The sequence below is a fragment of the Roseivivax sp. CAU 1761 genome (assembly GCF_054482755.1).
The window spans coordinates 1-20,899 of sequence record NZ_JBTLRM010000047.1 but is presented as its reverse complement, the minus strand read 5'-3'; the positions used below and the strand labels follow the sequence as shown (position 1 = coordinate 20,899).

The following is a 20,899-nucleotide window of genomic DNA, read 5'->3' as shown; positions in this document are numbered from 1 at the left end:
TCTGGCCGACCAGCCTCCGTCGCCAGGTGCATTACAGCGTCTGGAACTCCCCCTGACGCGTCAGGCCATTGGCGACCATCTCGGCCTGACGCTGGAAACCGTGAGCCGGCAGATCGGCGCGCTTGCCAAGACCGGCGCAATCAAGTTGGACAGGGCTCATCGCATCTCAATCCAGGATCGGGACAAGCTCGGCGAGCTCGCCGAGGCCTGATCACCTAGAGAGGATCAACGGCACCGCCACGACATTCAGCATGTCACGGGTAGTGCCCCCGAAAATGGCCTCGACCATCTGGGATCGTCCGTATCCTCCCATTACGAGGCTCTGCGCTCCAGTCTCCATTACTTGGCGCATGATGACCTCGGCAACGCTGGACCGGTCGAGCGGGAGAATGGAGATTGAGGTACTTATACCGTGTCTAGCCAGGAACAGGGCAAGGTCCCGGCCGGGCCCCGCTTCGCCTTCGGACATCACCTCAGGCCCCACCACGATGATCTCGGCATGTTTTGCGCGGCGAAGCATCGGAATTGCAGCGCGAACCGCCGCCGTGGCTGCCCGACTGCCGTCCCAGGCAATGGCAATCTTCTCCATTTGCAGAGGAATTTCCGCTCCCTTGTCGGGAACGACAATCACCGGGATGTTTGCCTCGTAAAGCGCCGCATCCAGGGCAGCCATCTGGAGCCTACGCTCCACGCCATCTGCGTCGTACGGCGCCGCCACCACGATCTTGTCGGCCAGCCGGATTAATTGTCCGATCCTCAGCTGCAATTGAGCTGCCGGAGTGGTTACCGTGTGGAACTGAACGTCATCACGCCAAGTCGGCAAAGCCGCCTTGACCTCGTCGTGGAGATGTTCGGCGTGCCGCTCGGCTTCCCTGCGGTCAGGAAGTGCTACGAGCACTGCTGTTCCCGCCAAGAAGCCATCGGCAGGCGTGGCTTCCACTGCAAGGCAGTACACATCCAGGTGCGAGCTTTCGGCTTCGGTCATGTTGACGGCGGTTCGCAGCGCGGCGGCGTCTGTTTCAGTGTCCCCTATGAGGACGGCGACGGTTCCATGATCCATGATCGTCTCCTCCGAAAATTCGCGATCAGGATACCTTTGCGCGCTGCCTCCTCGCATTGATGCAAGTCAATGAGCGAGGAGAAGCGGGGCGGGAACCGAGTGCAAGAGATCCCGCGTCGTCCCCCCAAACACTGCTTCCAGGAGTTTCGAATGGCCATAGGCGCCCATCACCAGGAGCCGGCATCCGTTCCGGGCGGCATGGTGCTTGATGATTTCCGAGACAGGTTTGTCCCCGGAGGGTAGTACGGTGAGGAACGCGGACACACCATGGCGCCCGAGGTATCGGATCAAGTCGCTGCCATCCGCCCTTTCGACCGGATTGCCAACGATCAGGACTTCGGCCCGGACGGTTCCCCACAAGAATGGCAGCGCCGCGCGAACTGCGGCCATGGCGGCAGTGCTGCCGTCCCAGGCAATCGTGATCTGCTCGAAGCCCGCGAAGCCGTTCGCTCCGTCCGGCGATACCAGGACCGGCAACCTGCTTACGTTGAGTGCTGCATCTATGACTGCAAGCGGGATAACTCGTTCCCGTCTCCTGCGGTCAAAGGGGGCCGGGCTGACAACGCAGTCGGCAAACCGCGTGAGCCTCGTCACTTCGTTTTCCAACTCCCCGGGAGGGACTCGGACGCTCTTGATTGTAAGGTGGGGCCGTTCTGTTGGAAGCCGGCTGCGCAATTTCTCGGCCAGCTCAAATGCGCCGCGATAGGCTGACCGAGCATCCGGATGTGCAACAAGTACCGCGTCACCGTTCGCGTAGCTTGGCTCCCGGGCCTCGATGCCCAGGCAGCAGACGTCGAGATGACCGCCTTCCTCACGAACTACCTCCCGCGCCAGGCGCAAGGCGTGGCCGTCGATTTCAACATCAGTCAGGAGCACAGTAAGCGTTCCACGAAACATCTAATCCCTCCCACCCGAACGAGCAGAAGCAGATTACGGGCAAAGGCGGCCGCTCGACTTTGATGAGGATCAAGGGAACGCCGCGAACGCGGCGTCTTTTCCTGACATTGCGTTGGAGGTACGTAGTTGCACAGGAATGCGCCGCTAGTGATGCGCTCTGGGAGTTTCTTGGGAGCAGACTGCTACGCCCAACCTGAAGAACCTTGGGAAACAGTGTGGCACGATGTCACCGACTTCCAGAGCCTTCCCGCTGCCCCTGCGCAGCATTTCTGCATTGCTGAACCAAAGCAAAGGCGGGTGCCTAATTGGGCGCGAACAACGTGGTAATTACGCCGCGCGAACGTCGTCCACAGAGCTTGCCGCGGGAGCTACCCCGGCCAGGATGTCTTCGATCAGATGGGTAGCCAGTTGCTGCCGTGTTGTGAGACCAGACTTCCTGTAGATGGAGGTCATCTGCGACTTCACCGTTGGAACCGAGGTGTTGCGCAAGTCGGCAATCTCGGCGTTCGACAGCCCCTTGACGGCGTAGAGCGCGACCTCCCATTCGGCGGGCGACAGGCCCCACTCGTCAAATACCTTGCGGATATGGGTGCTGAAGTTTCCTGACGCGATGTCGACCTGGCGCTCCAGCGTTCCGATGTCGGCCACGCTGCGTCGCAGGTACAGCGCCGAGGTGGCGGTACCCGCCAGCAATCCGGCCGATGCCAGGATTTGCGCCAGTTCCACGTAGACCCAGTCGATTTCGTAGGAGCGGATTCCAAGTACTTCTGACCAGAAGACTGCGAGGAACGTCAGCGCCGAGAACGCCTGGAGAGCGAGCGCCGCCCAGAGAATTGCAACCCCGGTCCGCCGATTGCCCCGGCGGCGGGAAAGACCCCGCCACCAGGTTGCCATCCGTAGCCTCACAGCCCGAGGCCACCGCCAACGGAGCCGCCGGCGCTGGCGCCTGCGCTGCCGCCGCTCTGGCCCGCGGCATCAGCGCTGCCCGAGGAAGATGCCCTTCCCTCAGCACCGATGCTGACGCCCCCGCCCAGGGATGATGCCACGTTGCCCAGCGAGGATGCCGCGCCGGAACCCGACGCCCCCGCCTGGACGCTGGTCTGCGAATTTGCGCCCGCGGAAGCCTTCGCATTGGCACCCCCGTCGCCGTCGGCAAACACCTTCACGATTGCATCGCGCATGACCGCGCCGGTGGAGCTGGAAATGACAACCTCGCGCCGCGCCGTCGCACTCTCGGCGGTCAACTTAAGCCGCCCGAGCAGTGTGCGCTTGGCCTCGAGAACTCGGTAACCCTGGCGTGCGAGTTCGGCGGCCGCCTGGTTGACTAGGTCCTGGGCATCCGCCTCGCCTTGTACTTCCAGTGCCAGCTGCGCTTTCACCACCTGGACCGGCCCCGTATTCTGGTCCGCCCCGTATGCCACGCCTGCGCTGGCCAGCAGCACCGACGCGCCGAGAACGAGGCTGCGCCCGAATGCGAGGTTCGATTTCGTATTCATGCATGTCTCCCTGGACTGTCCGACCGCGGCTAATCCGTATCGGTCGGTTCAGTACTGCGACGGGATTTTTCTACCTCCAATCGTCATCGGGGTGCAAATCGCAGGCTTTCCACCCTGGGTATGAGCCAGAATCCGCGTGTTCTCTCAGAGTTCCCATCCTCCGGGGCGCTCACCCCAGCCGCATCAGCAGCGCCAAGACGTCGGACCGGTGGAGCAGGCCCGCGCATCGCCGTCCATCCAGAACCGGGAACACTCGATGGGGGTGCGCCATGAACATCTCCGCAGCACGTATAACCTCGGTATCGGCCTCCACGGTGACTACTTCTCCGCTCATATGGTCCTTTACGCGACCGCTCCACTCACGGTGGTAGCTCGCGTGGAGGGCGGGTAGGAAGCAGTCTTTCTCGCTCAATATTCCACAAAGAACGCCGTCCAGTAAGACCGGGGCCACGGGAACCTTCCCGTGGACGATCAACGCAACCGCCCGGCGCATCGGCGTCTCGGGCGTAAGGCACGGCCCCCCAGTCCTCATGATTTCCAAAACGTGGTATTCACTCATCGTCCTGCCTCGGTCTTGCCGAATGCCGGAAGGGGCAGTCTTCGCACAGTCGACTAAGCCTCCGGGCCGCGTCGCATCCTGCACGAAGGGGGCCGCGCCCGCACAAGATGCCGATGCTCATCCCTGCCACAGACAGAGCTGCGATACCGATGCCAATGAGCACTTCCATTCGAGGCCGCTCCTCTAAAGCGTGAAGTTTGCGAACCCCCCGGTCCGGATCGTCCCGGAAACCGTGGCAGGGCCCAGTGCGAACAGCGCGGGGATCCGGTTTGCCCGGGCAATGCGCGGCCCTCGTTCGCGGCCGGCCGCAAGTAGAGCGGTCGCCCATCCGTCGGCGGTCATGGCATTTTGTGCAAGCACGGTCACTGAACGAAGGTCGGCTCCGACGGGCGAGCGAGACGAAGGATCGACGATATGAGTGTAGAAACGGCCGCCGAGCTCGTAACTCTGAGCATTCACACCCGATGTCGCCACGGCGATGCCCGAAGGTAACTCGACGACGACCGGAGATCCGACGCCTACCGGCTCCACGGATACTCGCCATCCCCGTCCGCTTGGATGGCGTCCAGCCGCCACGAACTCGCCGCCCAGCTCGAAGAGGAAATCGTGAAGGCCTTCCCGGCGGGCGACTAGTGCTGCCCGGTCGAGAGCGAAGCCCTTTGCGATGCCACAGAGATCGAGGGTTAGGTCGCTTCGAGCTTTGGTGATGGCATTCTCGGTGGTTACCATCCCTCTCCAATCAGGAGCACCGCCGCCGGTGATCGGGCCGAACCCCCACTGGGCGACTAGAGGCCCCACGGTTGGATCGAAGGACCCTCCGCTGAGCTCGGAAAGCCGGAGCGCGGATCTTGTCACATAAGCCAAGCTGGGCTCCGAGACGCGCCTCCCGAACGACGAGGAATTGAACAGGCTGATCGCACTGTCAGAGCGCCACGGCGAAAAAACGCTGTCGATTCGGTCAAACAGCTGCTCAACCATTTCCTGCACTTTCGTGAGGGATTCCTCGCTGGCGGCGGCTTTCAGTTGCCAGTGCGTCGAGAAGGCACTGCCTGACACTTGAGCGACTTGGGAGGCGTGGAGCTGTGTTGGAGCAGCCAGCCCCGCGGCCGCCATGGCCAGGAAATGTCGTCGGGAACAAAGCAATGAAGACGGGTTCATTTCACCCTCCAAAGTCGTCAAAGAAGATGAGGCCAGAATCCGCACCCAGCCCATGCAGCGTGGAGAGGACAGCCGAAATCATCATCGGCGGTCCGCACAGGTAGAATTCACATTCCTCCGGAGCCGAATGCGCTTCGAGTTCGTCCGCGAGTATTTCATGAATAAACCCGCATCTACCGGTCCATCGGTCTCCGGGCTCCGGATCGGACAGCGCGGGCGTCCAGGTAAATCGTGGGTTGTCGGTCGCCAGTTTCTCGAATTCTTCGGTATAGAAGAGGTTCGCTCCGGAGCGCGCTCCGTAGAAGAAACGCACGCGGCGACCGCTGGCCGAGGACATCTCATGGTGGATCATGGATCGCAGCGGAGCCATACCTACGCCTCCTCCGACGAAGATCATCTCGCGCTGGGAATCCTGGACACGAAATTCGCCGAAGGGGCCCGACAGAGAGATCGCATCCCCGGGGCGGAGCGAAAAGAGCCAGGAGGAAACCATTCCGGGTGGCAGGACTTTTTCATGTCCTGCCGGAGGTACCGCCAGTCGTATGTTGAAGACTGCGCATCCCCGGTCTTCAGGGCGATTGGCCAGCGAATAAGCGCGGGTCACCGGCGTCGCTGAGCGTGCTCGCAGGTTCAGCCACTGGGCAATTTCCCATTCCTCCCGAAACGGTTCGGCTACGTCGAGCTCTTCGAATTGAAGCTGAAACGGGGGTGCAGTGATCTGCATGAAGTCCCCGGGCCGATAGTCGAGGGTGTCAGGAAGTTTCACCACTACTTCGCGGATCAGCGGCGCGATCATGCGCGTTGACACGACAAGGCCATTCAGGCCGCCTTGCGCCGCGACCGCTCCCTGCGGGACGATGACCTGGCACTCCCCCCTCAAGTGGGTTTGGCAGGCGAGGCGTATATTGGATCGCCGCTCCGCCGCAGAAAGCAGCGTGCGCTCCGGTCCCACGGGGGTACCCGCACCCTCGCCTCTGGCTTCCACCCGGCACAGCCCACAGGTACCTTTGCCACCACACGCCGCCGGGATCATTATCCCGCCGCGGTGGAGAATCCCGAGCAGCGCGTCCCCGCGGCTGGCAGTCAAATGGATGGACCCGTTGACGACGACGTCGATGTCTACCCTCGGCATCAGACGCTGCCGCAGGGCCGCCAGAAGTGCCGCCATTCCCGAGAGGAGCGATACGAGTACTACGCTGCCCAGGACGACCTCGGTCATCAACCCGCTGCCATCTGCGTGAAGGCGGCGAAGCCGAGAGACATGAGCCCCGTCAGTATGAATGCCATGCCCAGCCCACGTAGCCCGGCCGGAAGGTCCGCGTATACCAGGCGAGCGCGAATTGCCGCGAGCATCGAGACCGCCACAGCGAACCCGGTGCCACTGCCCATTCCAAACACCGTTGCCTCGGCCAACGTGTAGTTGCGCTCGATCATGAAGAGGCTGCCCGCCAGTATGGCGCACTGAACAGTGAGGAGAGGCAGGAATATCCCGAACGAGGTGTAAATTCCCGGAAGGAAACGGTCGAGTACCATCTCCACAACCTGGACCGAAGCCGCGATTACACCGATGAAGGCGATAAGCGAAAGGTAGGACAGATCGATGTCGGGAAGGCCGGCCCATGCCCACGCGCCCGGGGCCAGGAGATGATTGAAGACGAGGAAATTCAGAGGAACTGTGAATGTAAGAACCGCTGCAACGGCGACTCCCAAGCCATACGCTACTTCCGGAGTTTTCGATAGCGCCAGGAAAGTGCATAACCCCAAGAAAAGCGTCAGCGGCATATTGTCTGCGAAGGCTGCTTCCAGGAACAGCATGGCAAGATCGCTCATCGTTCAGCCCCTCCCGTGACGGGGGCGGTCGTCAAAGGGGCTTCGACCTGTTCCGGCATCATGCTGCGAAGGCACCAGACCAGTAGCCCAAGCATGAAGAACGCGGACGGAGCCAAGAGCATCAGAGGCAAGGGGGTGAACCATCCGCCATTCTCGGCAAGTGGGAGAACCTGGAACTCGAAGAGTTGGCCACGCCCGAAGAGTTCTCGCAGGCCGCCGATCACGATCAACACCAAGGAATATCCAAGGCCGTTTCCCAGGGCGTCCGCCATGGCTGGCAGCGGGGGGTGATAGCGCGCATACCCTTCCGTTCGACCGAGAACGAGGCAGTTCGTGGTTATCAGCGAGACATAGACCGAGAGAGACCGACTGACCCTCGGGAGGAATGCCTGCAGAACCTGGTCAATCACGATCACAAGCGAAGCTACGATCACGATCTGGACGATGAGCCGGACAGTATCTGGCAGATGGTGCCGAACGAGGCTTACCAGCGCTGCCGAGAGCACGAGGACGGTGGTCAGTGCCGCCGACATTGTAAGAGCGGTGACGAGACTGGTGGTAACGGCGAGTGCCGAACAGATTCCCAGGATTTGGAGGGTGACAGGATTCTTTCGAACCAGGGGGTCCCGGACAGATTGCCAGAGAGAGGCGGAATTCATGCCTAGAACTCCCCCCGCTGGAATGCTGCGAGGAAGGGGCCATACCCGGATGGACCCAACCAGAAGCGCACCATCTGTGTCACCCCGCGGCCGGTTCGGGTCGCCCCGGTGATACCGTCGACCTCGTGGGAACCTGAAGCCGGCCCCCGGGCCACCAGGAAAGCCAGCCTTCCGTTCGCATCGAATGGCGCGACCCCAGCGAAGCCCTCTTGCCACCCTCGTTCCGATATCCGGCCACCGAGGCCCGGTGTCTCCGAATGCTCCGTAACCGTGAGCCCCGCGATAGAGAGGTTCCGTGTCACCGCAAGGATCGCGTGGATGCGGCCGCCGTATCCTTGCCCGCTGATGGGAAGAAGAAAAAGCGCGATGCCCCTGCTGTCGCGAAGAAGCATGACCTGAACGAAGTTTGGTCGTTTGCCGAGGCCCGCGATATCATCGGCCTCCGAAAGTGCCGTCCAATTCAGGGGGGCGTCGAGTGCGGCCTGCAGCGTCGCGGGAGACACGTCCTTTGCAGCTCTCCCGTTTTCGAGGTCGATCACCACCGTGCTCATGGAGCGATCCCCCTCGGGTACCTGGCCTCCCGCCCCGGGGAGTTCGCTTAGCAGGAGTTGAATGCTGGCGGCCCGTTCCGCGGCGCGATTTGCCGCCTGAATTGGACGCATCAGAACCGTGGTAGCACTTACGATGGCGGCCGCGACCACGGACACAAGGAACGTCACTGCGAGCGCTTTCCCGCGGCTTTCGTTCGGAAGTGCGAGCAATCTATGCAGCGGATTCCATTCATGTGCGGCCATGCTGCCTCCTGCGCAGACGCAGCCAGATCGCGACGGAAAATTCATCGGCCGCGGGGGCAGTCAGGGATGCCAGCAAGGCCGCGGCCACGGCCGCCTGCACCGGCGCTGCGTCGGGCCAGTACCCGGAAAAGAGAGCAACGAGAGATGCATACACGGCTCCGTTCACCCAACGGCCTGGCCCCGTGCTGGCGCTCGCAACCGGGTCGGCTACCAGGATCACGAGAACGATGACGGCAGCTACGATTTGCTGCGTCTCCAGGAACCCGTTCAGGTAGGCTGCCAATCCCACCGCACTCGCGAAGACGATGATGCCGGCCGGCATCACGCCGGTCGCCATTCCGATCAGGGCCGCGGGCACCGTGGCCCATGCCACCGGAAGATCGAAGGTCGGCCATTCGTAAGTCGGGAAACCAAACCCGAGAAAAGCCAGGGCGGCGGTCGCAGGGTGAACTACATTCCTGCCCCAACCCCCAAAAACAAGCTCAGCCAGCACCACGCCGAACGTAATGCTCAGGGCCAGTGCAAAGATGCCTGCCTCCGGGGGCATCAGTATTGTAATGGCCATGGCTGTGGTTATCCCGGCCCCGGATGGACGCAGGGCCCGCTCAAAAAGGAAAACGAGGTGCCAGAAGGCTACACATGTGAACGCGAACCCCAGGCGCGTGATGGCATCGAGTCCTCCAAACCATGCCCAGGCCGCTGCGACGGGAAGGTGCGCCGCCAAGAGCATCAACGCCACGGTTTCCCGGGTCCAGATGCCCCTGATCATGGCGAATACTCCTCCGCGATGCCGCAAAGCACCTCCCGAAATCGACGCCGGAGCGCCCCGCTTGCCCCCACCGCGTAATCGGCCATGGCGAGGTCGTCGGGCAGGAGACTAAGTCCGCCGAGACGAATGACGGCCTCGTGGTCGCCGGCTTCGATTGCCCGGATCAGCATCGTTGCTGGGAGTATGCCTCCGAGAGCGCGGTTGAGCGCGGCGGAAGGTATGACCGGCTCGGTGGTGCTTCCATTCAGGGCCGTTTCCAGCCAGTGGGGTTTTCTCACTGGCTGCCTGATCGGCAGGACGGTGATCTCCCTGTGGTGCCAATCCAGCCAACGCGCAGGGTAGCCGCCGATCTTCGGACCTGAGAGCAGGGCATGGGGACCGGGCGCCGCCACGCGGCGGGTCAATTCCCGGAGATCAGCCCCGAGATGCGTGCGAATGGTACAAGAAGTGCTCGCACGCTCGCCCGAGATGCGGACCCACCTCTGCATCGGGAGAACGCCAGTTGCCAACAGGCATCCGATGTCCGCGACATCTTCCGCAAACACTTCCCAAACCGGAAAGTCTAGGCCCGCCGGCCGAACTTGGTGCACGCAAATACCAGGAGCGGCATGGGGCCGGCCGGCTTTTCGCGTGAGGTAATCCGCATGAGCCCGGCCAACGCGGAGCCATTCATAAGGGCACCGGGAGGGCACGCAGATGACTACTCTCCCGGCCGTCAGCCTGCCCAAGGCGACGATCCCCCGCTGAAAGTCATCGCAGCGATCTTCCATTGCCTCAGAGAGGTCCGCGGCTTCGGGCGACGGGGACACGGCCATCACGAAAATTGTGGCCGCCGTTTCGCTGTCGCAGGGCATCCCGCCGAACGGACGCCTTTGAATCCGCGGCCAGAAGCCGGCCGTCTGTAACAGGTCGCGGAGTCCCGAAATCGTCCTGGCGCCGGACGTATCGTGGTGGGTGGCAGCGTCCTCCTGCGCGCGGAAGAGAATGATCTCGGACAGCTTTCCCCCGGGCCGAAGCGAAACCCGTGCGACGGTTCCGGCCACGGGAGAAACGAAACTTACGTTCGGGAATTTCTTATGCGCGGCCAGCGTGGCGCCACGGGTGACCTGATCGCCCTCGCTGACATGCACTCGAACCGGCGTTGCCTCATTTCCGGGGGCGCGGAGGGCAGCCTCGTCAGTGATGTATGCCGTCGGCACCAAGCCATCCGCTGAAGCCATTTGCTCTGGTTGCAATGGGGCCTTCTGAAAGCTCATGCCGTCTTCCCCGCTGCCTGTGAACGCGAAACAGGCGTTCGTGAAGAAAACCATAAGGCGATGGGCCCTCCGGCACCTTGATCTACATCAAGGCAGGTTTCCCCAAATTTCGCATGATTGGGATCTTTGTTCGCCACTGCTCGGGAGACGGTTTATGACGATTTCGCGCGGTTTCCGCTCAGCTGCTCTGTTGGCGTTCGCCGCCGCGTCGGTTGGCACAGCCCAAGAGGCGCGCCAAACCCCGATGCCCGCCCTGGAAAAGGATGCGGCCACCTACACCTGGCCCCGAATAGGACCTTTCGAACCCGCAGAGGTCGAGATCACCAACGAAAAGGCAATTTCTGATTGGTTTCGGTCATCTCACGCCGACGCGGCCTCCCGCGCATTCCGGCACTGGGACGATCAACCCGAGATACCCGCCGCCTGTGCGCACTGCCATTCTGGGGAAGGATTCAGAGACTTTCACGGTCTGGATGGAACGAACGCCGGTGTGATCGACAACCCCATTACTCCGGGCGGCGTGGTGGACTGTGGTACTTGCCATGACCCAGGGCTTAGCGCCGTCCGTGAGGTCACGCTACCAAGTGGTGTTGTTCATCCTGTACAAGGTGCGGAAGCGTCGTGCTTGACCTGTCATCAGGGACGAACCTCAGGCGCTGATGTCGAGCGAGCCATCGCTGGGATGCCGCTCGACGAGACTTCACCTGAACTGCGCTTTATCAACCCGCATTATGCTGTTGCAGCAGCCACCTCTCTGGGAGGCTACGGCAAATCCGGATACGAGTATTCGGACCGGCAGTACTCGGGGCAATTTTTTCATGCCCGCCCCATAGAAACATGTAATTCTTGCCACGATCCCCATACTCTTGAGGTGGAAATCGACGTTTGCAGAACGTGCCACGACAATAATGATTTTATCAAAATTCGTGTTGCGCGCCAAAGCTACGATGGACGTGGAAACACCACACAAGGCATCCGCGCTGACATCAACGCGAATGCCGAGACCCTTATGCGCTTGATCGAGGAATACATGATTAAAGTGGCGCAGGCGCCAGTTGTTTACGACGGTAGCCGATACCCATACTTCTTCGAGGACGCAAATCTGGATGGTCGCCCCGACATGACTAACGACGGGCCGGTGCCATACGCAAATTGGACCCCTCGAAGTTTGCGCGCCGCATTCAATTGGAAGTTTGTGACTGCAGACTCAGGGAACTACGCACACAACCCACCCTACGCCCTCGAACTTCTCTACGACACAATATTTGACTTGGCTGAACCGCTGGGGACGCCGGCTGAACTCACCCCAATACTACGGTGACATGGCACGACATGCACAGCTCGATTATCGAACTAGGCTTTGTAAGCCCAGCTACCTACGCGTCGTTCACTGCTTGGTTTGGATGCTTCGCAAATAAGCAACGAGGTCGTCAATAGACGTTCCCGTCACCAAGGGGTCACCGGACGGAGTGTAGATGGATACTTTTCCTGAGTTCAGCAGAGGCCCAAAAACAGGCATCTCTCCACTGTAGCCCTGTAGCGGGTATCGCCCATCGATTTGCCGATAAACAAGTACTGCCGGATACTCTTCACCATTCTCCGTGGTGAGGGTGGTCAAATCAGTAGGGTCCGACAGCAGGAAACGGGCGAGGTCTCCGTCTCCCCGTCCTGATGCACCATGGCATGTAGAGCAAAAGACTTCGTAAAGGATGGAGCCACGAGTGGCATCACCCTCGTCTGCGATGGCCGGTCCTGCCAGCATGATCGCAAGCACTAGACTGCGCATTTTCTTATCCCTCGGTTTGCGCGGCACGATGGCCGGTGGTTGCTGCGGCATGTCAAACTGCAGGACGGTTTAGTTCTGCACGTCTGGAGAAATATTCTCTCAGCCGCGCGGGTTCGCATTGATCCAAATCAACATGTTGACTTGCCAGCGACCGAGTTCGGCACCCGGCAAAGGTTCGCTCAGGCGCACGCACCGGTGCGCATCGTGCCGACGGTGAATCATGTTCTCATACCTCTTTCGAGGCGGGACTGTTTCAGCGGCCTGCTAGAGGACATACAAATTTGTTTGAGGTGGGTGTACGGTGATTAGCCGTACACTTGACGTGTACGTTGATATGCCGTACATGCTTGGAAAGCTCTCTCGCAACTCGATGGCAAATGAGCAACGTCATACGCAGGAGCAACCATGTTGGCGTTTGAGGATAGCACTATCACCGTTGACGAGCCCAAGAGCGCTCGGCTGGAAGCGCGTACGCAGCCTTCGGTGAAGGACGCGATCAGTCGCGCAGCAGCCTTGAGCGGTGTCGAGGTGAGTTCCTTTGTTGTGAGCGCCGCGTACAAGGCCGCGCAGACGACGATTGAAGCTCACAAGTTGACGGCGTTGGAGAGCGAGGCGGATCGTGCTGCGTTCTTTGGCGCGCTCGAGAACCCTCCGAAGCCGAATAATCGGCTGAAGCAGGCTTTTGCATTGCGCGAGACGCTGATCGCGAATGCCGACTGACGTCGCCGTCGACACCAAGTCCACAATCGAGCCGTTCGATGCCAAGAGCCAGGATCGAGCGGCTTTTTCCTGTGGTGTGCCTCAGATCGACAATTACCTGAAGCTGACGGCCAAGAAGGGGTCGAAGACTGATGTCGTCCGAATCTGGGTCGTGCTCGACGATGACCGTAGAACCCTTGGATTCTACGGTATCAACATGCATGCGGTTGTTGCGGAAGACATGCCTGATGAGCTGGCCAAGAAGGCGCCAAGGCATGGCGTGCTGCCAGCTGCATTCATTTCGATGGTAGGCGTCGATCAAACGATGCAGGGGAAGGGCTTGGGTAGCGCATTGCTTGCTGATGCGCTCAGCCGAATTGGGCGCGTCTCAGAAGAAATCTGGACCTATGCTGTCCTTCTCGATGTCTTTGACTGTGGAAACCCCGAAATCGTGGCGCGCCGAAAAACTTATTACGAGTCCTTCGGTTTCATACCATTGCCAGATCAGCCTTTGCGCCTGTTCATGCCGATCCAGACAGTTCGGGCGTTGTCGGTATGATTGCTGATTGGGCGGAAAGCTGACTATCGCCGCGCTGCATGCAAACGTCCGGTCCGGTGCCCGAGGAGGGCGGTGTCCTTGGACACTGAACCGTCACCCTACACCTGCTGAACCTTGATTTAGTCGACGCTGATCTGGACGCGTCGCTCGACGACGACTGAGCGAAGGCGAGGTTCCCGGCGCGCAGGTTGTCAACGGCTGATGTGAAACAGCTCGAAGTCACTCGCCGGCCACCGCCTCGAAAGCCTCCACCGGCCGGTGCACCGGGTTCTCCGCATACATGCGTTCGCGGGCCTTCTTGCCGATGGACACGCTGTCGATGAACACGTCCGACGACCCCGGGATGCGGCTGACGGAGATCACGCTGTCGACGCACTCAATCAGGGAGGATCGCTTCTCCTCGGGCGCCGCGACGATGACCTGCAGGCCAAGCGACCGGAAGAGGTCCATCAGCCGCTGGGTGTTCGGGATGTCGAGCTTGTTGAACGCTTCGTCGAAGACCATAAGGCCCATGCCCTCGAAGTCCCCGGCCGTGGCTTTCGGGTAGTAGGCGCTCACCAGGGAAGCAGCGATGGCGACGTAGTACGGCGCCTGGCGCTGGCCGCCGGACAGCTTGCCCATGACGGAGGAGAACGGCGTGCTGACGATGCGACCAGCATCATCCGGGTCGGGATGCTCGATGAAGAGCTCGAAGTTGAAGTAGTTGCGGTAGTCCTCGTACCGGCGGACGTCGTCCCCGTCGCCCTCGAGCAAGGCGTCCAGTGCCGCCAGGCTTTCGTCATCCGCGACGTCGAGAACCGAGCCATCCGCGGGAACGTCGGTGGTCACCAACCGGTAGATGGGCAGGAACTGCGCGGAGACGGTGCTCCTGAACTGGTACGTCTGCCCCACGAACGCGTATTTCCCGAGCCGACGGTTCAGGCTGTCGAGCTGCTCTTCCATCAGCGAGAACTGCTCGCCGATCCGGCCGATCAGGCCTTCCGTCAGGCTGGTCTCCATCTCCGCGCGCGCCTTCTCCAGCCGGTCGCGGTACCGCAGAAGCTCATGGTTCTGCAGCCGGTCGAACTGGGTCCGCGCCCACAGGAAGCGGTCCGCATCCTGGCTGTCCTCGCCGAGCGGAGCGTCCTCCACGCCCCATTTTTGGGCGTAGGACATCAGTCCGTTGTTTCCGCGGGTCAGGAACTGGCTGGCCGAGCCGTCACGGGTGATCTCGGCGCGGAGGTCTGCGATCCGCTCGCGGTAGACGGCAATCTTTCCCTCGGCCTCGGAGGCAGCCATCCTGCCAATCTCGGCGATCTCCTCGGCGGTGACAGGCACGTCGTAGCCGGTATCGCCGACGAGGGCCGCCACGGCTTCCGGCACCCTGTCCCGCGCTTCCTGTTCCAAGGCCGCGCGACGGTTGGAAAACTCCAGGGCGCGATCCTGGCCCTCCTCGAGCTTCGATTTCAAGATCCCGCACTCGACCTCGAGGGCCCGTTCCCGGCGTTCAAGGTCGGCCAATGCAGATTTCAGAGTTTTTATCCGGTGCCCGATCTCGGCAATCCGCTCGTCGAGGCCGGTGGTCTCGGGAGCCGAGAACGCCTGGCGCCGCTGTCCCAGGGATCGCAGCTCGGCCATGACCTCCCGGAGCCCGGCCAGGGATTTCAGAATGTCTTCCGGGTCGGTTGCCATCACGCTGCGCAGCCGGTGTTGCGCGGCCTCGAGGTCCCGGATCGCGGTTTGCAGGTTCTCCAGCTCATCGCGGAGCTCCGCGATCTCCAAGGCCAGTTCGCCCTGCGCGGCCTTCTGTGCCGTCTTCCCGAGGATCGGCCGGCGGTCCCGGAAGACGCGGAGCGTGGCGCCCGACCCCGTCTTGCCGTTGCGCATGATGCCGCTCGAGGAAGCCCGGAGTTCGGCCTCGCTTTCCGCCCGGCTGTATCGGCCGACGCTGAAATTCAGAAAGTCCCGGATGACCGGGTCGTCGGAAGTGACCACCTCCGCGAGTGAGTTCTCGGGAAGTCCGCCGCGGCGGGATTTGAGGTGCCGCTGGTCGATAAGCCGGACCCCGTCATAGGCGTTGCGGTTCCTGTAGAGGAGATCAAAAGCATCCTCGATTTGGGCCTCGTCGACGATCACGGCCTCGCGGTTGGCCCCGAGAATGGCTTCCAGGGCAAACGCCCAGGACTCGTCTGTCACGGTCACGAGGTCTGGCAGACAGCGAGCGCCAATGCCCGAGGCTTCGAGGTCACTCATAAATGCCCGCACATGGCGGCTCAGAACTTCGGCCGGCCGCGCGTCTTCCTCCTCGACGTCATGGTCCCGCAGATGTGCGCGGATACGGTGGGCCGCCTCACGCTTGGCTTCGATGTCCTCTGAAATTGCATCAACTACGCCTGCCTGCGACCTGACCGAACTGGAAAACTCTGAAATCTCTTCGGCGCGCGACAGCCATTCTTCGGGGGACTTCCCGGCGACCAGCGCGGTCAGTTTCTGGCCAGCCTCGGCGATCTGGCGTGCTGTCGGAATTGTCTTGAGGTGACGCACCTCGGAGAATGGCTGAAGTCCCGTTTCGATGCGATGGCGCAGGGAGGCCTTTCGCTCCTCGAGCATCCGTCGTTCGGCATCAAGGCTGGCCAACTCGGCCGAGCCGTCGGTATCTCGCAGGCGCTGGGCCAGGCCATCACGCTCGCCGGCTAGATCGGCTTCCTCGAACCGGCGGTCCTCGAGTTCAGAGGAAATGGCCTTCACCTCGGCCTGCTTGGCGGAAAGCTCCGAGCGCAGCTTCTGCAACTCGACCTCTGCCTCTGCTTCATCCAGAGCGAAGGATGCGACATCAAGTTCGCCTTCCAGCGCCTTGATTTGAAATCCTCTCGCATACCGGGAGGTCACTGTCGAAAGGTCGGAGCTCATGCCCTCGATCCGCTCGACTTCCGCCGACATCTCGCGCCAGACGGCAATCGAGGACCGGACACCCGCCACGTCGAGGGGCATCGGTTCGAGCACGAAGCGGCGAACGAAGTCCGTTGGATCCGACATCTCCCGCGCCTGGAGGGCGTTTGCAAAGGACCGCAGAAACCGCTTCGCGTCCGGCGGCGCGGAGGGACGCATCATCCCGAGATACGCGTTCACGAACCGGGTGCTGTTCTGGTGGAAGCTCACGGACTTCTCGCCGTGGGCCTTCCGGATGCGCTCGATCATCTCCTCGTGGGGGACCACCGCGCCTTTCTCGACGAAATCCTCGATCCGGAAATCGCAGCCGTCGACGATGAACCTGCGGGTCTGCTCGGAGAGGTCCTGTTCTGCCTTAAGAAGAAGGCCCAACACAATGTGACAATTGAGTTCTCGGTCATGGAACGTCAATGCCAAGGTCGTCTCGCAGCGGTCCCGGCGCGGCTTGCCTTCGTTCACGTCGCTGACGCACCCCAAGGCGTAGTCCCGAACGCTCCGCCCTCGCTGGGCGCCCGCCGCGGCGTTCAATTCGAGGACATTCCGGTTGTTGCCCGAGATCACCGTCTGGATCGCATCGAGAACCGAGCTTTTGCCGGCGCCGGTTTGCCCGATCAGCGCGGCGTGCTCCCTGATCGGGATGTCCAGCGCATCGACGAGGTACCAGTTGTGGAGCGAGATCCGCTTCAGCTCGAACATCTCAGATGACCTTCTCGAGGAACGGGGTGTCGTCGTTTGCTTCGAGCCAGGCGGTCAGCCGCTCGACATAGGCGTCCGAGACCAGCACTCGAATGCCCGGCAGGATCGTCATCCGGGTCACTCGCGTGTCCCGGTCCTTTTCGCCGATCCGCACGATGCCCTTTCGGCCGAGGTCGCGGAGCAGCGTGTCGACCAGGTGGTTCTCGCCCGGGGGCGCGGATTGCGCGATCCGCTGGTAGACCTCCGCGATCTCCACCGTGTCCGTCTCGACGCGGCCGCTGCCGTCCATCTTCCCGTCCATGAAGCCCCGTTCGAACAGGTATCGCAGAACGATCCGGACCAGGGTCTCGTCCTTCTTCAGCCGCATCTGCCGCGCCGCGTATGGCGGCTTACCGAGGTCCTTCGGCTTGAGGGCGATCATCTGGGTTCTGGAATCCATTTCAAGGTCGTACCCGGCGACCGAGAAGTATCGCTCGAAGAAGCCGCGATGGTCCTTGATGGCCTGTACTGCGGCGGCGGGGACCGAGTGCGTGTCGTCGTAGACGACCTGGTGGAACAGCAACGCCTGGATCGCGATGCGGACCGCCTCCTCGAGGGCTTCCGGGTCGCTGGCCTTGTCGAGGATGGTTGCGAACTCGCGGAGCTCCATCAGTGAGCCCTCCTTGCCTGGCCCTTGGGGCGGATCATGAAGTTTCGGCAGGTGATCCAGTCGTTCTCGACGGTGCCCGGGCAGTCGAGGACCTCCCAGCGCTCTGCGAGCCGACCGCCGAGAAATTGCAGCGACCGGAGCCGCTCGAAGACGAAGAAGTCATCCAGCGAGGCAATCGGAAGGTCCCGCCCCTCGACCCCGGCCCGCTCCTCGACATGCTCTCGCAGGTAGGCATCGATGCGGTCTGGCTGCACGCGGCTGCGCTCCTGGTAGGCAAGGATCGCGGCTTCGCGGGCCCGTTGTCCCGGCGACTTCCTTGGCCGCTGGATGGGTGTGGGCGCGATCTCCGGGCGCTTGGCATTCGCGGCGAAGAGGTGCGTGTGCCCTTCCGGGAGCCCGGTCCCCGAGGTCTCATCGAGCGGCATGGCAACATCGTCGGAAGCGGCAGCTGCCTTGCGGATCGCCTTCTCCAGAAGGTCTGTGCTCGTTTCCCGCATCGTGTCGAGGAACCGGATCGTGTTCCGGATGCGGGTCTCGACCCTGCGGTTCGTATCCTCGATCACCTCGAGGTAGGCGTCGATCCCGCTGAAGACCTGGATCACCGTTCGCAGGTCCTCGATCACCAGCCGCCGTGCGCTGACGGCATCCGCTGCCTTGCCCTCGCGGGCGTAGGCCTCCGCGATCTCGGAGATCCTGAAATCGTCTTCGAGGATGCGTTGCGCGATCCCCAGGATACGGACCCTGAAACGAAACGGGTTCGCCCGCGTGTGCAGGAGCTTGTAGTCGGCGATCAGGTGCTTCTGGACGTAGTCCGTGAAGAAGCTCTCGAAGAGGTCGGCGAAGGATGCCCTGGTTGCGATGAGCTCCTCGGCCTTCCGCATACCAGCGCTCAGGCCCCGGAGGTGGTTGAGAAATCCGCGCGACGACTTGGCGGCCGCCCGGAGGGCTTCCGAGCGGGCCTGGGGATCGCGTTCGACGCTCTCGATCAGCGCCAACACGTTGATCACCTCGCCTCCGTAGGAGCGGAGGCGCCCGAGCTTCACATCGAGCAGAAAATCGAGAAGCAGCCGAGCCGTGGGGTCGATATCGGTGAAGCGCTGGAAGCCCGTTCGCTGCTCAAGGAGCCACCCGGTTTCCAGGAGGCGGGCATAGGCGGCATTCGCACGCACGCCGAGATCGGTCTTCGCGTCCGGGTCGAGGTCCGTGTGCCGGCGGCAGAACTCCTTGATCGCGTCGATGACCTGGCCGCGCGGGCTCAACCCCGCGGATTCAAAGAGTTCCTCGGAAAGGTGCTCCAGAAGCCGGGCGTAGAAATGCCGGGAGCCGCCCGCGAACAGCTTGAACGCGTCCGGGTGCAGATCGCCAAATATGTGCTCGATGCCACTGCTCATGTGTTTCTCATTGGAGCTAAAGGTACGACGGACACCATATGTTGTAAATCGCCGACATGTGCCGCGGCACTGACCGCCTTCCTGGTGGTGCTTCGCGCTACAGGGTGCACTATGCTCTGAGGCAGGAGATTTCGATGACCCTAGATACGGACGACCTACGCTTCGAAGCGCTCTACGGGACCGAGTTCGGCACGCGCTACGCGTGGAAGGAGCCGAACGGCGACCTCGAGGGGCGCATCCACTACTACCACTCGTCCGAGATGCAGTACCACCTGCACTTCGTAGCCGTGACCCCGGGGGACGAGCGGGTCATGGCCATCGCAGCCGTGCAGCAGCACCCCTACGCTGCTGGCGAGCTCTGGTTGCAATATGTCAGCGTGGCGCCAGAGTACCGGAACCATGGCCTGGCGCGAAAGCTGTTCAGGCAAGCCGTCGAGTACGCGGCCGATCAGGGGAAGACGCTGGAGTTGAGCCGCCTGTCAGACGACGGGGAAGCTTACCTGCCAAACATGATCCGGGAAGCGCAGCGCGACCACCCGGGCGTCCTCACGCGCATTCCGCCTGACCTGGTCATCCCGACCGACGAGATCGACGAAGATGTCGCCGCGCCGGCCGGGCCGTGAGCTTCAGGTTGACGCTGCCTTGAACTCTTCGAACCAGGATGCATCGTCCTCGTAGGCCAGCGCCACGAGGATGTCGTGCAGTTCCGGGAAGCGGGTGAACTGATCGATGATGCGGTCCCGGTGCTCTGGCTTCTGCCATTTCGGGGTAGCCGCCTTCTCGACCGGCCGGACGCCGTTCAGCGCGCGCTGCAGGTCCTCCGGGATTGCCTGCTTGTGGAAGTCGGAGAAGTTGCCGTCGAACTCCAGCTCCAGACCCTCAGCGAGCTTGTGCTTCACGGTTTCCGGGTTAGCAATCAGGTCCTCGTATTTCAGAATGAAGACACCCTGAGGGAAGATCCCTGACGTTGCGATCTGTGCGATGGCATGCTGTGTCTGCAGAATGCCGGGGGCTTCTTTCGTCGGCTTCTGACCCTTCGGTGCGAAGTAGCAGAAGTCCGCGGAGACGAAGTAGTCGTCCGGAACGCTCTTGTGGAAGCTCACCAGGATGTCGCGCGGGTCGCGGAGTGAGACGATCAGGTCGACACGCTTGCGGCCGGCATTCATTTTCAGAATGTTCGGGATCTCGAAGATGTCGAACGGCCTCTTGGTGCAGAAATTCCCGGGGGACTTGATCAGCTCCTTCGCCGAGACCTCACGCTCCGGCAGGTTGAACCCACCTTTCAGGGTGTGGCGTAGCATGTTGTAGAAGAGCGTTGTGCCGGCCCGGCCGTAGCCGGCGGTGATGATGTGGCGTTCCATGAAAGTCCTCGATTTCCGGTTCGCCGGTCAGCGTAGAGGAGCGGGCTTTCCTTCCATTTAAAGTGGCGGCGGAAGCGTTCTTCCTCACTTACAAGGGGCGGGCTTACCTGCAGGAGAACTCAAACGGGAGACCTGCAGATGACCAAGAATGAAAAGCCTGAGATGATGGTGCATCTCTATTTCAATCCGCGCGCCAGCCGGGAAGGAAGTTTGCCCGGATGGCCGGCGTTGCTGTGACCCCCGGTTTTCCCTCCATCTGATGATAGAGTCCGGCCCAAACGAGAGGACCGGAAGATGAAGAGATCGAAGTTCAGCGAAGAGCAGATCATCGCGATCCTGCGGGAACAGGAAG

22 protein-coding genes are annotated in these 20,899 nt (G+C 61.8%); 5 read left to right on the top strand and 17 right to left on the bottom strand.

The annotated features are described in order from the left end of the window. A partial coding sequence (locus tag ACXYMW_RS18730) for a helix-turn-helix domain-containing protein (protein ID WP_459036855.1) occupies positions 1-211 on the top strand: 211 nt, incomplete at its 5' end. On the opposite strand, the gene ACXYMW_RS18725 is transcribed toward ACXYMW_RS18730, so the two are convergent. The 12 genes from ACXYMW_RS18725 to ACXYMW_RS18670 all read right to left on the bottom strand — a co-directional run bounded on the left by ACXYMW_RS18725 (position 212) and on the right by ACXYMW_RS18670 (position 10,532). Then, positions 212-1,060, bottom strand: a complete 849-nt coding sequence (locus ACXYMW_RS18725; protein ID WP_459036854.1) for a universal stress protein — start codon at positions 1,058-1,060, stop codon at positions 212-214. Between the two features lie 66 nt (positions 1,061-1,126). After that, positions 1,127-1,957 carry a universal stress protein gene (locus ACXYMW_RS18720; RefSeq protein WP_459036853.1) on the bottom strand — a complete coding sequence of 277 codons (831 nt, stop codon included), beginning with the start codon at positions 1,955-1,957 and terminating at the stop codon, positions 1,127-1,129. Positions 1,958-2,284: 327 nt separating this feature from the next. Further along, positions 2,285-2,851, bottom strand: coding sequence for a helix-turn-helix transcriptional regulator (locus ACXYMW_RS18715; protein WP_459036852.1), 567 nt, complete (start codon positions 2,849-2,851; stop codon positions 2,285-2,287). A gap of 8 nt (positions 2,852-2,859) precedes the next feature. Further along, on the bottom strand, positions 2,860-3,453 hold the full coding sequence (locus tag ACXYMW_RS18710; protein WP_459036851.1) for a hypothetical protein: 594 nt from the start codon (positions 3,451-3,453) through the stop codon (positions 2,860-2,862). 169 nt (positions 3,454-3,622) lie between these two features. After that, on the bottom strand, positions 3,623-3,985 hold the full coding sequence (locus tag ACXYMW_RS18705; RefSeq protein ID WP_459036856.1) for a CBS domain-containing protein: 363 nt from the start codon (positions 3,983-3,985) through the stop codon (positions 3,623-3,625). Between the two features lie 210 nt (positions 3,986-4,195). Further along, entirely contained in the window at positions 4,196-5,215 is a 1,020-nt protein-coding gene (locus ACXYMW_RS18700; RefSeq protein WP_459036850.1) for an FAD:protein FMN transferase, read from the bottom strand. Next, on the bottom strand, positions 5,172-6,389 hold the full coding sequence (gene nqrF, locus ACXYMW_RS18695; protein WP_459036849.1) for an NADH:ubiquinone reductase (Na(+)-transporting) subunit F: 1,218 nt from the start codon (positions 6,387-6,389) through the stop codon (positions 5,172-5,174). The genes ACXYMW_RS18700 and nqrF overlap by 44 nt, the downstream gene beginning before the upstream one ends. Beyond that, positions 6,389-7,000 carry an NADH:ubiquinone reductase (Na(+)-transporting) subunit E gene (gene nqrE, locus ACXYMW_RS18690; protein ID WP_459036848.1) on the bottom strand — a complete coding sequence of 204 codons (612 nt, stop codon included), beginning with the start codon at positions 6,998-7,000 and terminating at the stop codon, positions 6,389-6,391. Before nqrE ends, nqrF begins: the two co-directional genes overlap by 1 nt. After that, complete coding sequence (locus ACXYMW_RS18685) at positions 6,997-7,659, bottom strand: NADH:ubiquinone reductase (Na(+)-transporting) subunit D (RefSeq protein WP_459036847.1); 663 nt, start codon at positions 7,657-7,659, stop codon at positions 6,997-6,999. The genes nqrE and ACXYMW_RS18685 overlap by 4 nt, the downstream gene beginning before the upstream one ends. A gap of 2 nt (positions 7,660-7,661) precedes the next feature. Further along, positions 7,662-8,453 carry an FMN-binding protein gene (locus tag ACXYMW_RS18680; protein WP_459036846.1) on the bottom strand — a complete coding sequence of 264 codons (792 nt, stop codon included), beginning with the start codon at positions 8,451-8,453 and terminating at the stop codon, positions 7,662-7,664. After that, positions 8,440-9,222, bottom strand: a complete 783-nt coding sequence (locus ACXYMW_RS18675; protein ID WP_459036845.1) for an RnfABCDGE type electron transport complex subunit D — start codon at positions 9,220-9,222, stop codon at positions 8,440-8,442. The genes ACXYMW_RS18680 and ACXYMW_RS18675 overlap by 14 nt, the downstream gene beginning before the upstream one ends. After that, positions 9,219-10,532 carry a Na(+)-translocating NADH-quinone reductase subunit A gene (locus ACXYMW_RS18670; protein WP_459036844.1) on the bottom strand — a complete coding sequence of 438 codons (1,314 nt, stop codon included), beginning with the start codon at positions 10,530-10,532 and terminating at the stop codon, positions 9,219-9,221. Before ACXYMW_RS18670 ends, ACXYMW_RS18675 begins: the two co-directional genes overlap by 4 nt. A 100-nt stretch (positions 10,533-10,632) precedes the next feature. Here ACXYMW_RS18670 and ACXYMW_RS18665 point away from each other — a divergent pair, with 100 nt between their 5' ends. Beyond that, complete coding sequence (locus ACXYMW_RS18665) at positions 10,633-11,799, top strand: cytochrome c3 family protein (RefSeq protein WP_459036843.1); 1,167 nt, start codon at positions 10,633-10,635, stop codon at positions 11,797-11,799. A 66-nt stretch (positions 11,800-11,865) separates the two neighbouring features. Here ACXYMW_RS18665 and ACXYMW_RS18660 read toward each other — a convergent pair whose 3' ends face one another. Further along, positions 11,866-12,315, bottom strand: a complete 450-nt coding sequence (locus ACXYMW_RS18660) for a c-type cytochrome (protein ID WP_459036842.1) — start codon at positions 12,313-12,315, stop codon at positions 11,866-11,868. A 354-nt stretch (positions 12,316-12,669) separates the two neighbouring features. Between ACXYMW_RS18660 and ACXYMW_RS18655 the strand changes: the two genes are divergently transcribed. Together ACXYMW_RS18655 and ACXYMW_RS18650 are read left to right on the top strand one after the other, a co-directional pair. Continuing rightward, positions 12,670-12,984: a type II toxin-antitoxin system TacA family antitoxin gene (locus ACXYMW_RS18655; RefSeq protein WP_459036841.1), complete on the top strand. Its 315-nt coding sequence runs from the start codon at positions 12,670-12,672 to the stop codon at positions 12,982-12,984. Continuing rightward, positions 12,974-13,522 carry a GNAT family N-acetyltransferase gene (locus ACXYMW_RS18650; RefSeq protein WP_459036840.1) on the top strand — a complete coding sequence of 183 codons (549 nt, stop codon included), beginning with the start codon at positions 12,974-12,976 and terminating at the stop codon, positions 13,520-13,522. Before ACXYMW_RS18655 ends, ACXYMW_RS18650 begins: the two co-directional genes overlap by 11 nt. 219 nt (positions 13,523-13,741) lie before the next feature. On the opposite strand, the gene ACXYMW_RS18645 is transcribed toward ACXYMW_RS18650, so the two are convergent. From ACXYMW_RS18645 to ACXYMW_RS18635, 3 genes are read right to left on the bottom strand one after another with little or no spacing between them, the layout of a single operon-like run. Beyond that, entirely contained in the window at positions 13,742-17,146 is a 3,405-nt protein-coding gene (locus ACXYMW_RS18645; protein WP_459036839.1) for an SbcC/MukB-like Walker B domain-containing protein, read from the bottom strand. Position 17,147: 1 nt separating this feature from the next. Beyond that, positions 17,148-17,795: a DUF4194 domain-containing protein gene (locus ACXYMW_RS18640; protein WP_459036838.1), complete on the bottom strand. Its 648-nt coding sequence runs from the start codon at positions 17,793-17,795 to the stop codon at positions 17,148-17,150. After that, a complete protein-coding gene (locus ACXYMW_RS18635; RefSeq protein WP_459036837.1) occupies positions 17,795-19,186 on the bottom strand; it encodes a Wadjet anti-phage system protein JetA family protein in 1,392 nt (463 codons plus the stop codon). Before ACXYMW_RS18635 ends, ACXYMW_RS18640 begins: the two co-directional genes overlap by 1 nt. Before the next feature lie 134 nt (positions 19,187-19,320). Here ACXYMW_RS18635 and ACXYMW_RS18630 point away from each other — a divergent pair, with 134 nt between their 5' ends. Continuing rightward, positions 19,321-19,809 (top strand): GNAT family N-acetyltransferase, encoded by a 489-nt coding sequence (locus ACXYMW_RS18630; protein ID WP_459036836.1) that lies wholly within the window; start codon positions 19,321-19,323, stop codon positions 19,807-19,809. Positions 19,810-19,812: 3 nt separating this feature from the next. Here ACXYMW_RS18630 and ACXYMW_RS18625 read toward each other — a convergent pair whose 3' ends face one another. After that, positions 19,813-20,547 carry a hypothetical protein gene (locus ACXYMW_RS18625; protein WP_459036835.1) on the bottom strand — a complete coding sequence of 245 codons (735 nt, stop codon included), beginning with the start codon at positions 20,545-20,547 and terminating at the stop codon, positions 19,813-19,815. Positions 20,548-20,899: the final 352 nt, after the last annotated feature.

Excerpts from the sequence above, each read along its gene's own strand:
- nqrE (WP_459036848.1), bottom strand. The coding sequence starts at position 7,000 with ATGAGCGATCTTGCCATGCTGTTCCTGGAAGCAGCCTTCGCAGACAAT.
- ACXYMW_RS18720 (WP_459036853.1), bottom strand. The coding sequence starts at position 1,957 with ATGTTTCGTGGAACGCTTACTGTGCTCCTGACTGATGTTGAAATCGAC.
- ACXYMW_RS18680 (WP_459036846.1), bottom strand. The coding sequence starts at position 8,453 with ATGGCCGCACATGAATGGAATCCGCTGCATAGATTGCTCGCACTTCCG.
- ACXYMW_RS18645 (WP_459036839.1), bottom strand. The coding sequence starts at position 17,146 with ATGTTCGAGCTGAAGCGGATCTCGCTCCACAACTGGTACCTCGTCGAT.
- ACXYMW_RS18635 (WP_459036837.1), bottom strand. The coding sequence starts at position 19,186 with ATGAGCAGTGGCATCGAGCACATATTTGGCGATCTGCACCCGGACGCG.
- ACXYMW_RS18660 (WP_459036842.1), bottom strand. The coding sequence starts at position 12,315 with ATGCCGCAGCAACCACCGGCCATCGTGCCGCGCAAACCGAGGGATAAG.
- ACXYMW_RS18715 (WP_459036852.1), bottom strand. The coding sequence starts at position 2,851 with ATGGCAACCTGGTGGCGGGGTCTTTCCCGCCGCCGGGGCAATCGGCGG.
- nqrF (WP_459036849.1), bottom strand. The coding sequence starts at position 6,389 with ATGACCGAGGTCGTCCTGGGCAGCGTAGTACTCGTATCGCTCCTCTCG.
- ACXYMW_RS18710 (WP_459036851.1), bottom strand. The coding sequence starts at position 3,453 with ATGAATACGAAATCGAACCTCGCATTCGGGCGCAGCCTCGTTCTCGGC.
- ACXYMW_RS18665 (WP_459036843.1), top strand. The coding sequence starts at position 10,633 with ATGACGATTTCGCGCGGTTTCCGCTCAGCTGCTCTGTTGGCGTTCGCC.
- ACXYMW_RS18640 (WP_459036838.1), bottom strand. The coding sequence starts at position 17,795 with ATGGAGCTCCGCGAGTTCGCAACCATCCTCGACAAGGCCAGCGACCCG.
- ACXYMW_RS18675 (WP_459036845.1), bottom strand. The coding sequence starts at position 9,222 with ATGATCAGGGGCATCTGGACCCGGGAAACCGTGGCGTTGATGCTCTTG.
- ACXYMW_RS18685 (WP_459036847.1), bottom strand. The coding sequence starts at position 7,659 with ATGAATTCCGCCTCTCTCTGGCAATCTGTCCGGGACCCCCTGGTTCGA.
- ACXYMW_RS18705 (WP_459036856.1), bottom strand. The coding sequence starts at position 3,985 with ATGAGGACTGGGGGGCCGTGCCTTACGCCCGAGACGCCGATGCGCCGG.
- ACXYMW_RS18725 (WP_459036854.1), bottom strand. The coding sequence starts at position 1,060 with ATGGATCATGGAACCGTCGCCGTCCTCATAGGGGACACTGAAACAGAC.
- ACXYMW_RS18650 (WP_459036840.1), top strand. The coding sequence starts at position 12,974 with ATGCCGACTGACGTCGCCGTCGACACCAAGTCCACAATCGAGCCGTTC.
- ACXYMW_RS18655 (WP_459036841.1), top strand. The coding sequence starts at position 12,670 with ATGTTGGCGTTTGAGGATAGCACTATCACCGTTGACGAGCCCAAGAGC.
- ACXYMW_RS18630 (WP_459036836.1), top strand. The coding sequence starts at position 19,321 with ATGACCCTAGATACGGACGACCTACGCTTCGAAGCGCTCTACGGGACC.
- ACXYMW_RS18670 (WP_459036844.1), bottom strand. The coding sequence starts at position 10,532 with ATGGTTTTCTTCACGAACGCCTGTTTCGCGTTCACAGGCAGCGGGGAA.
- ACXYMW_RS18625 (WP_459036835.1), bottom strand. The coding sequence starts at position 20,547 with ATGGAACGCCACATCATCACCGCCGGCTACGGCCGGGCCGGCACAACG.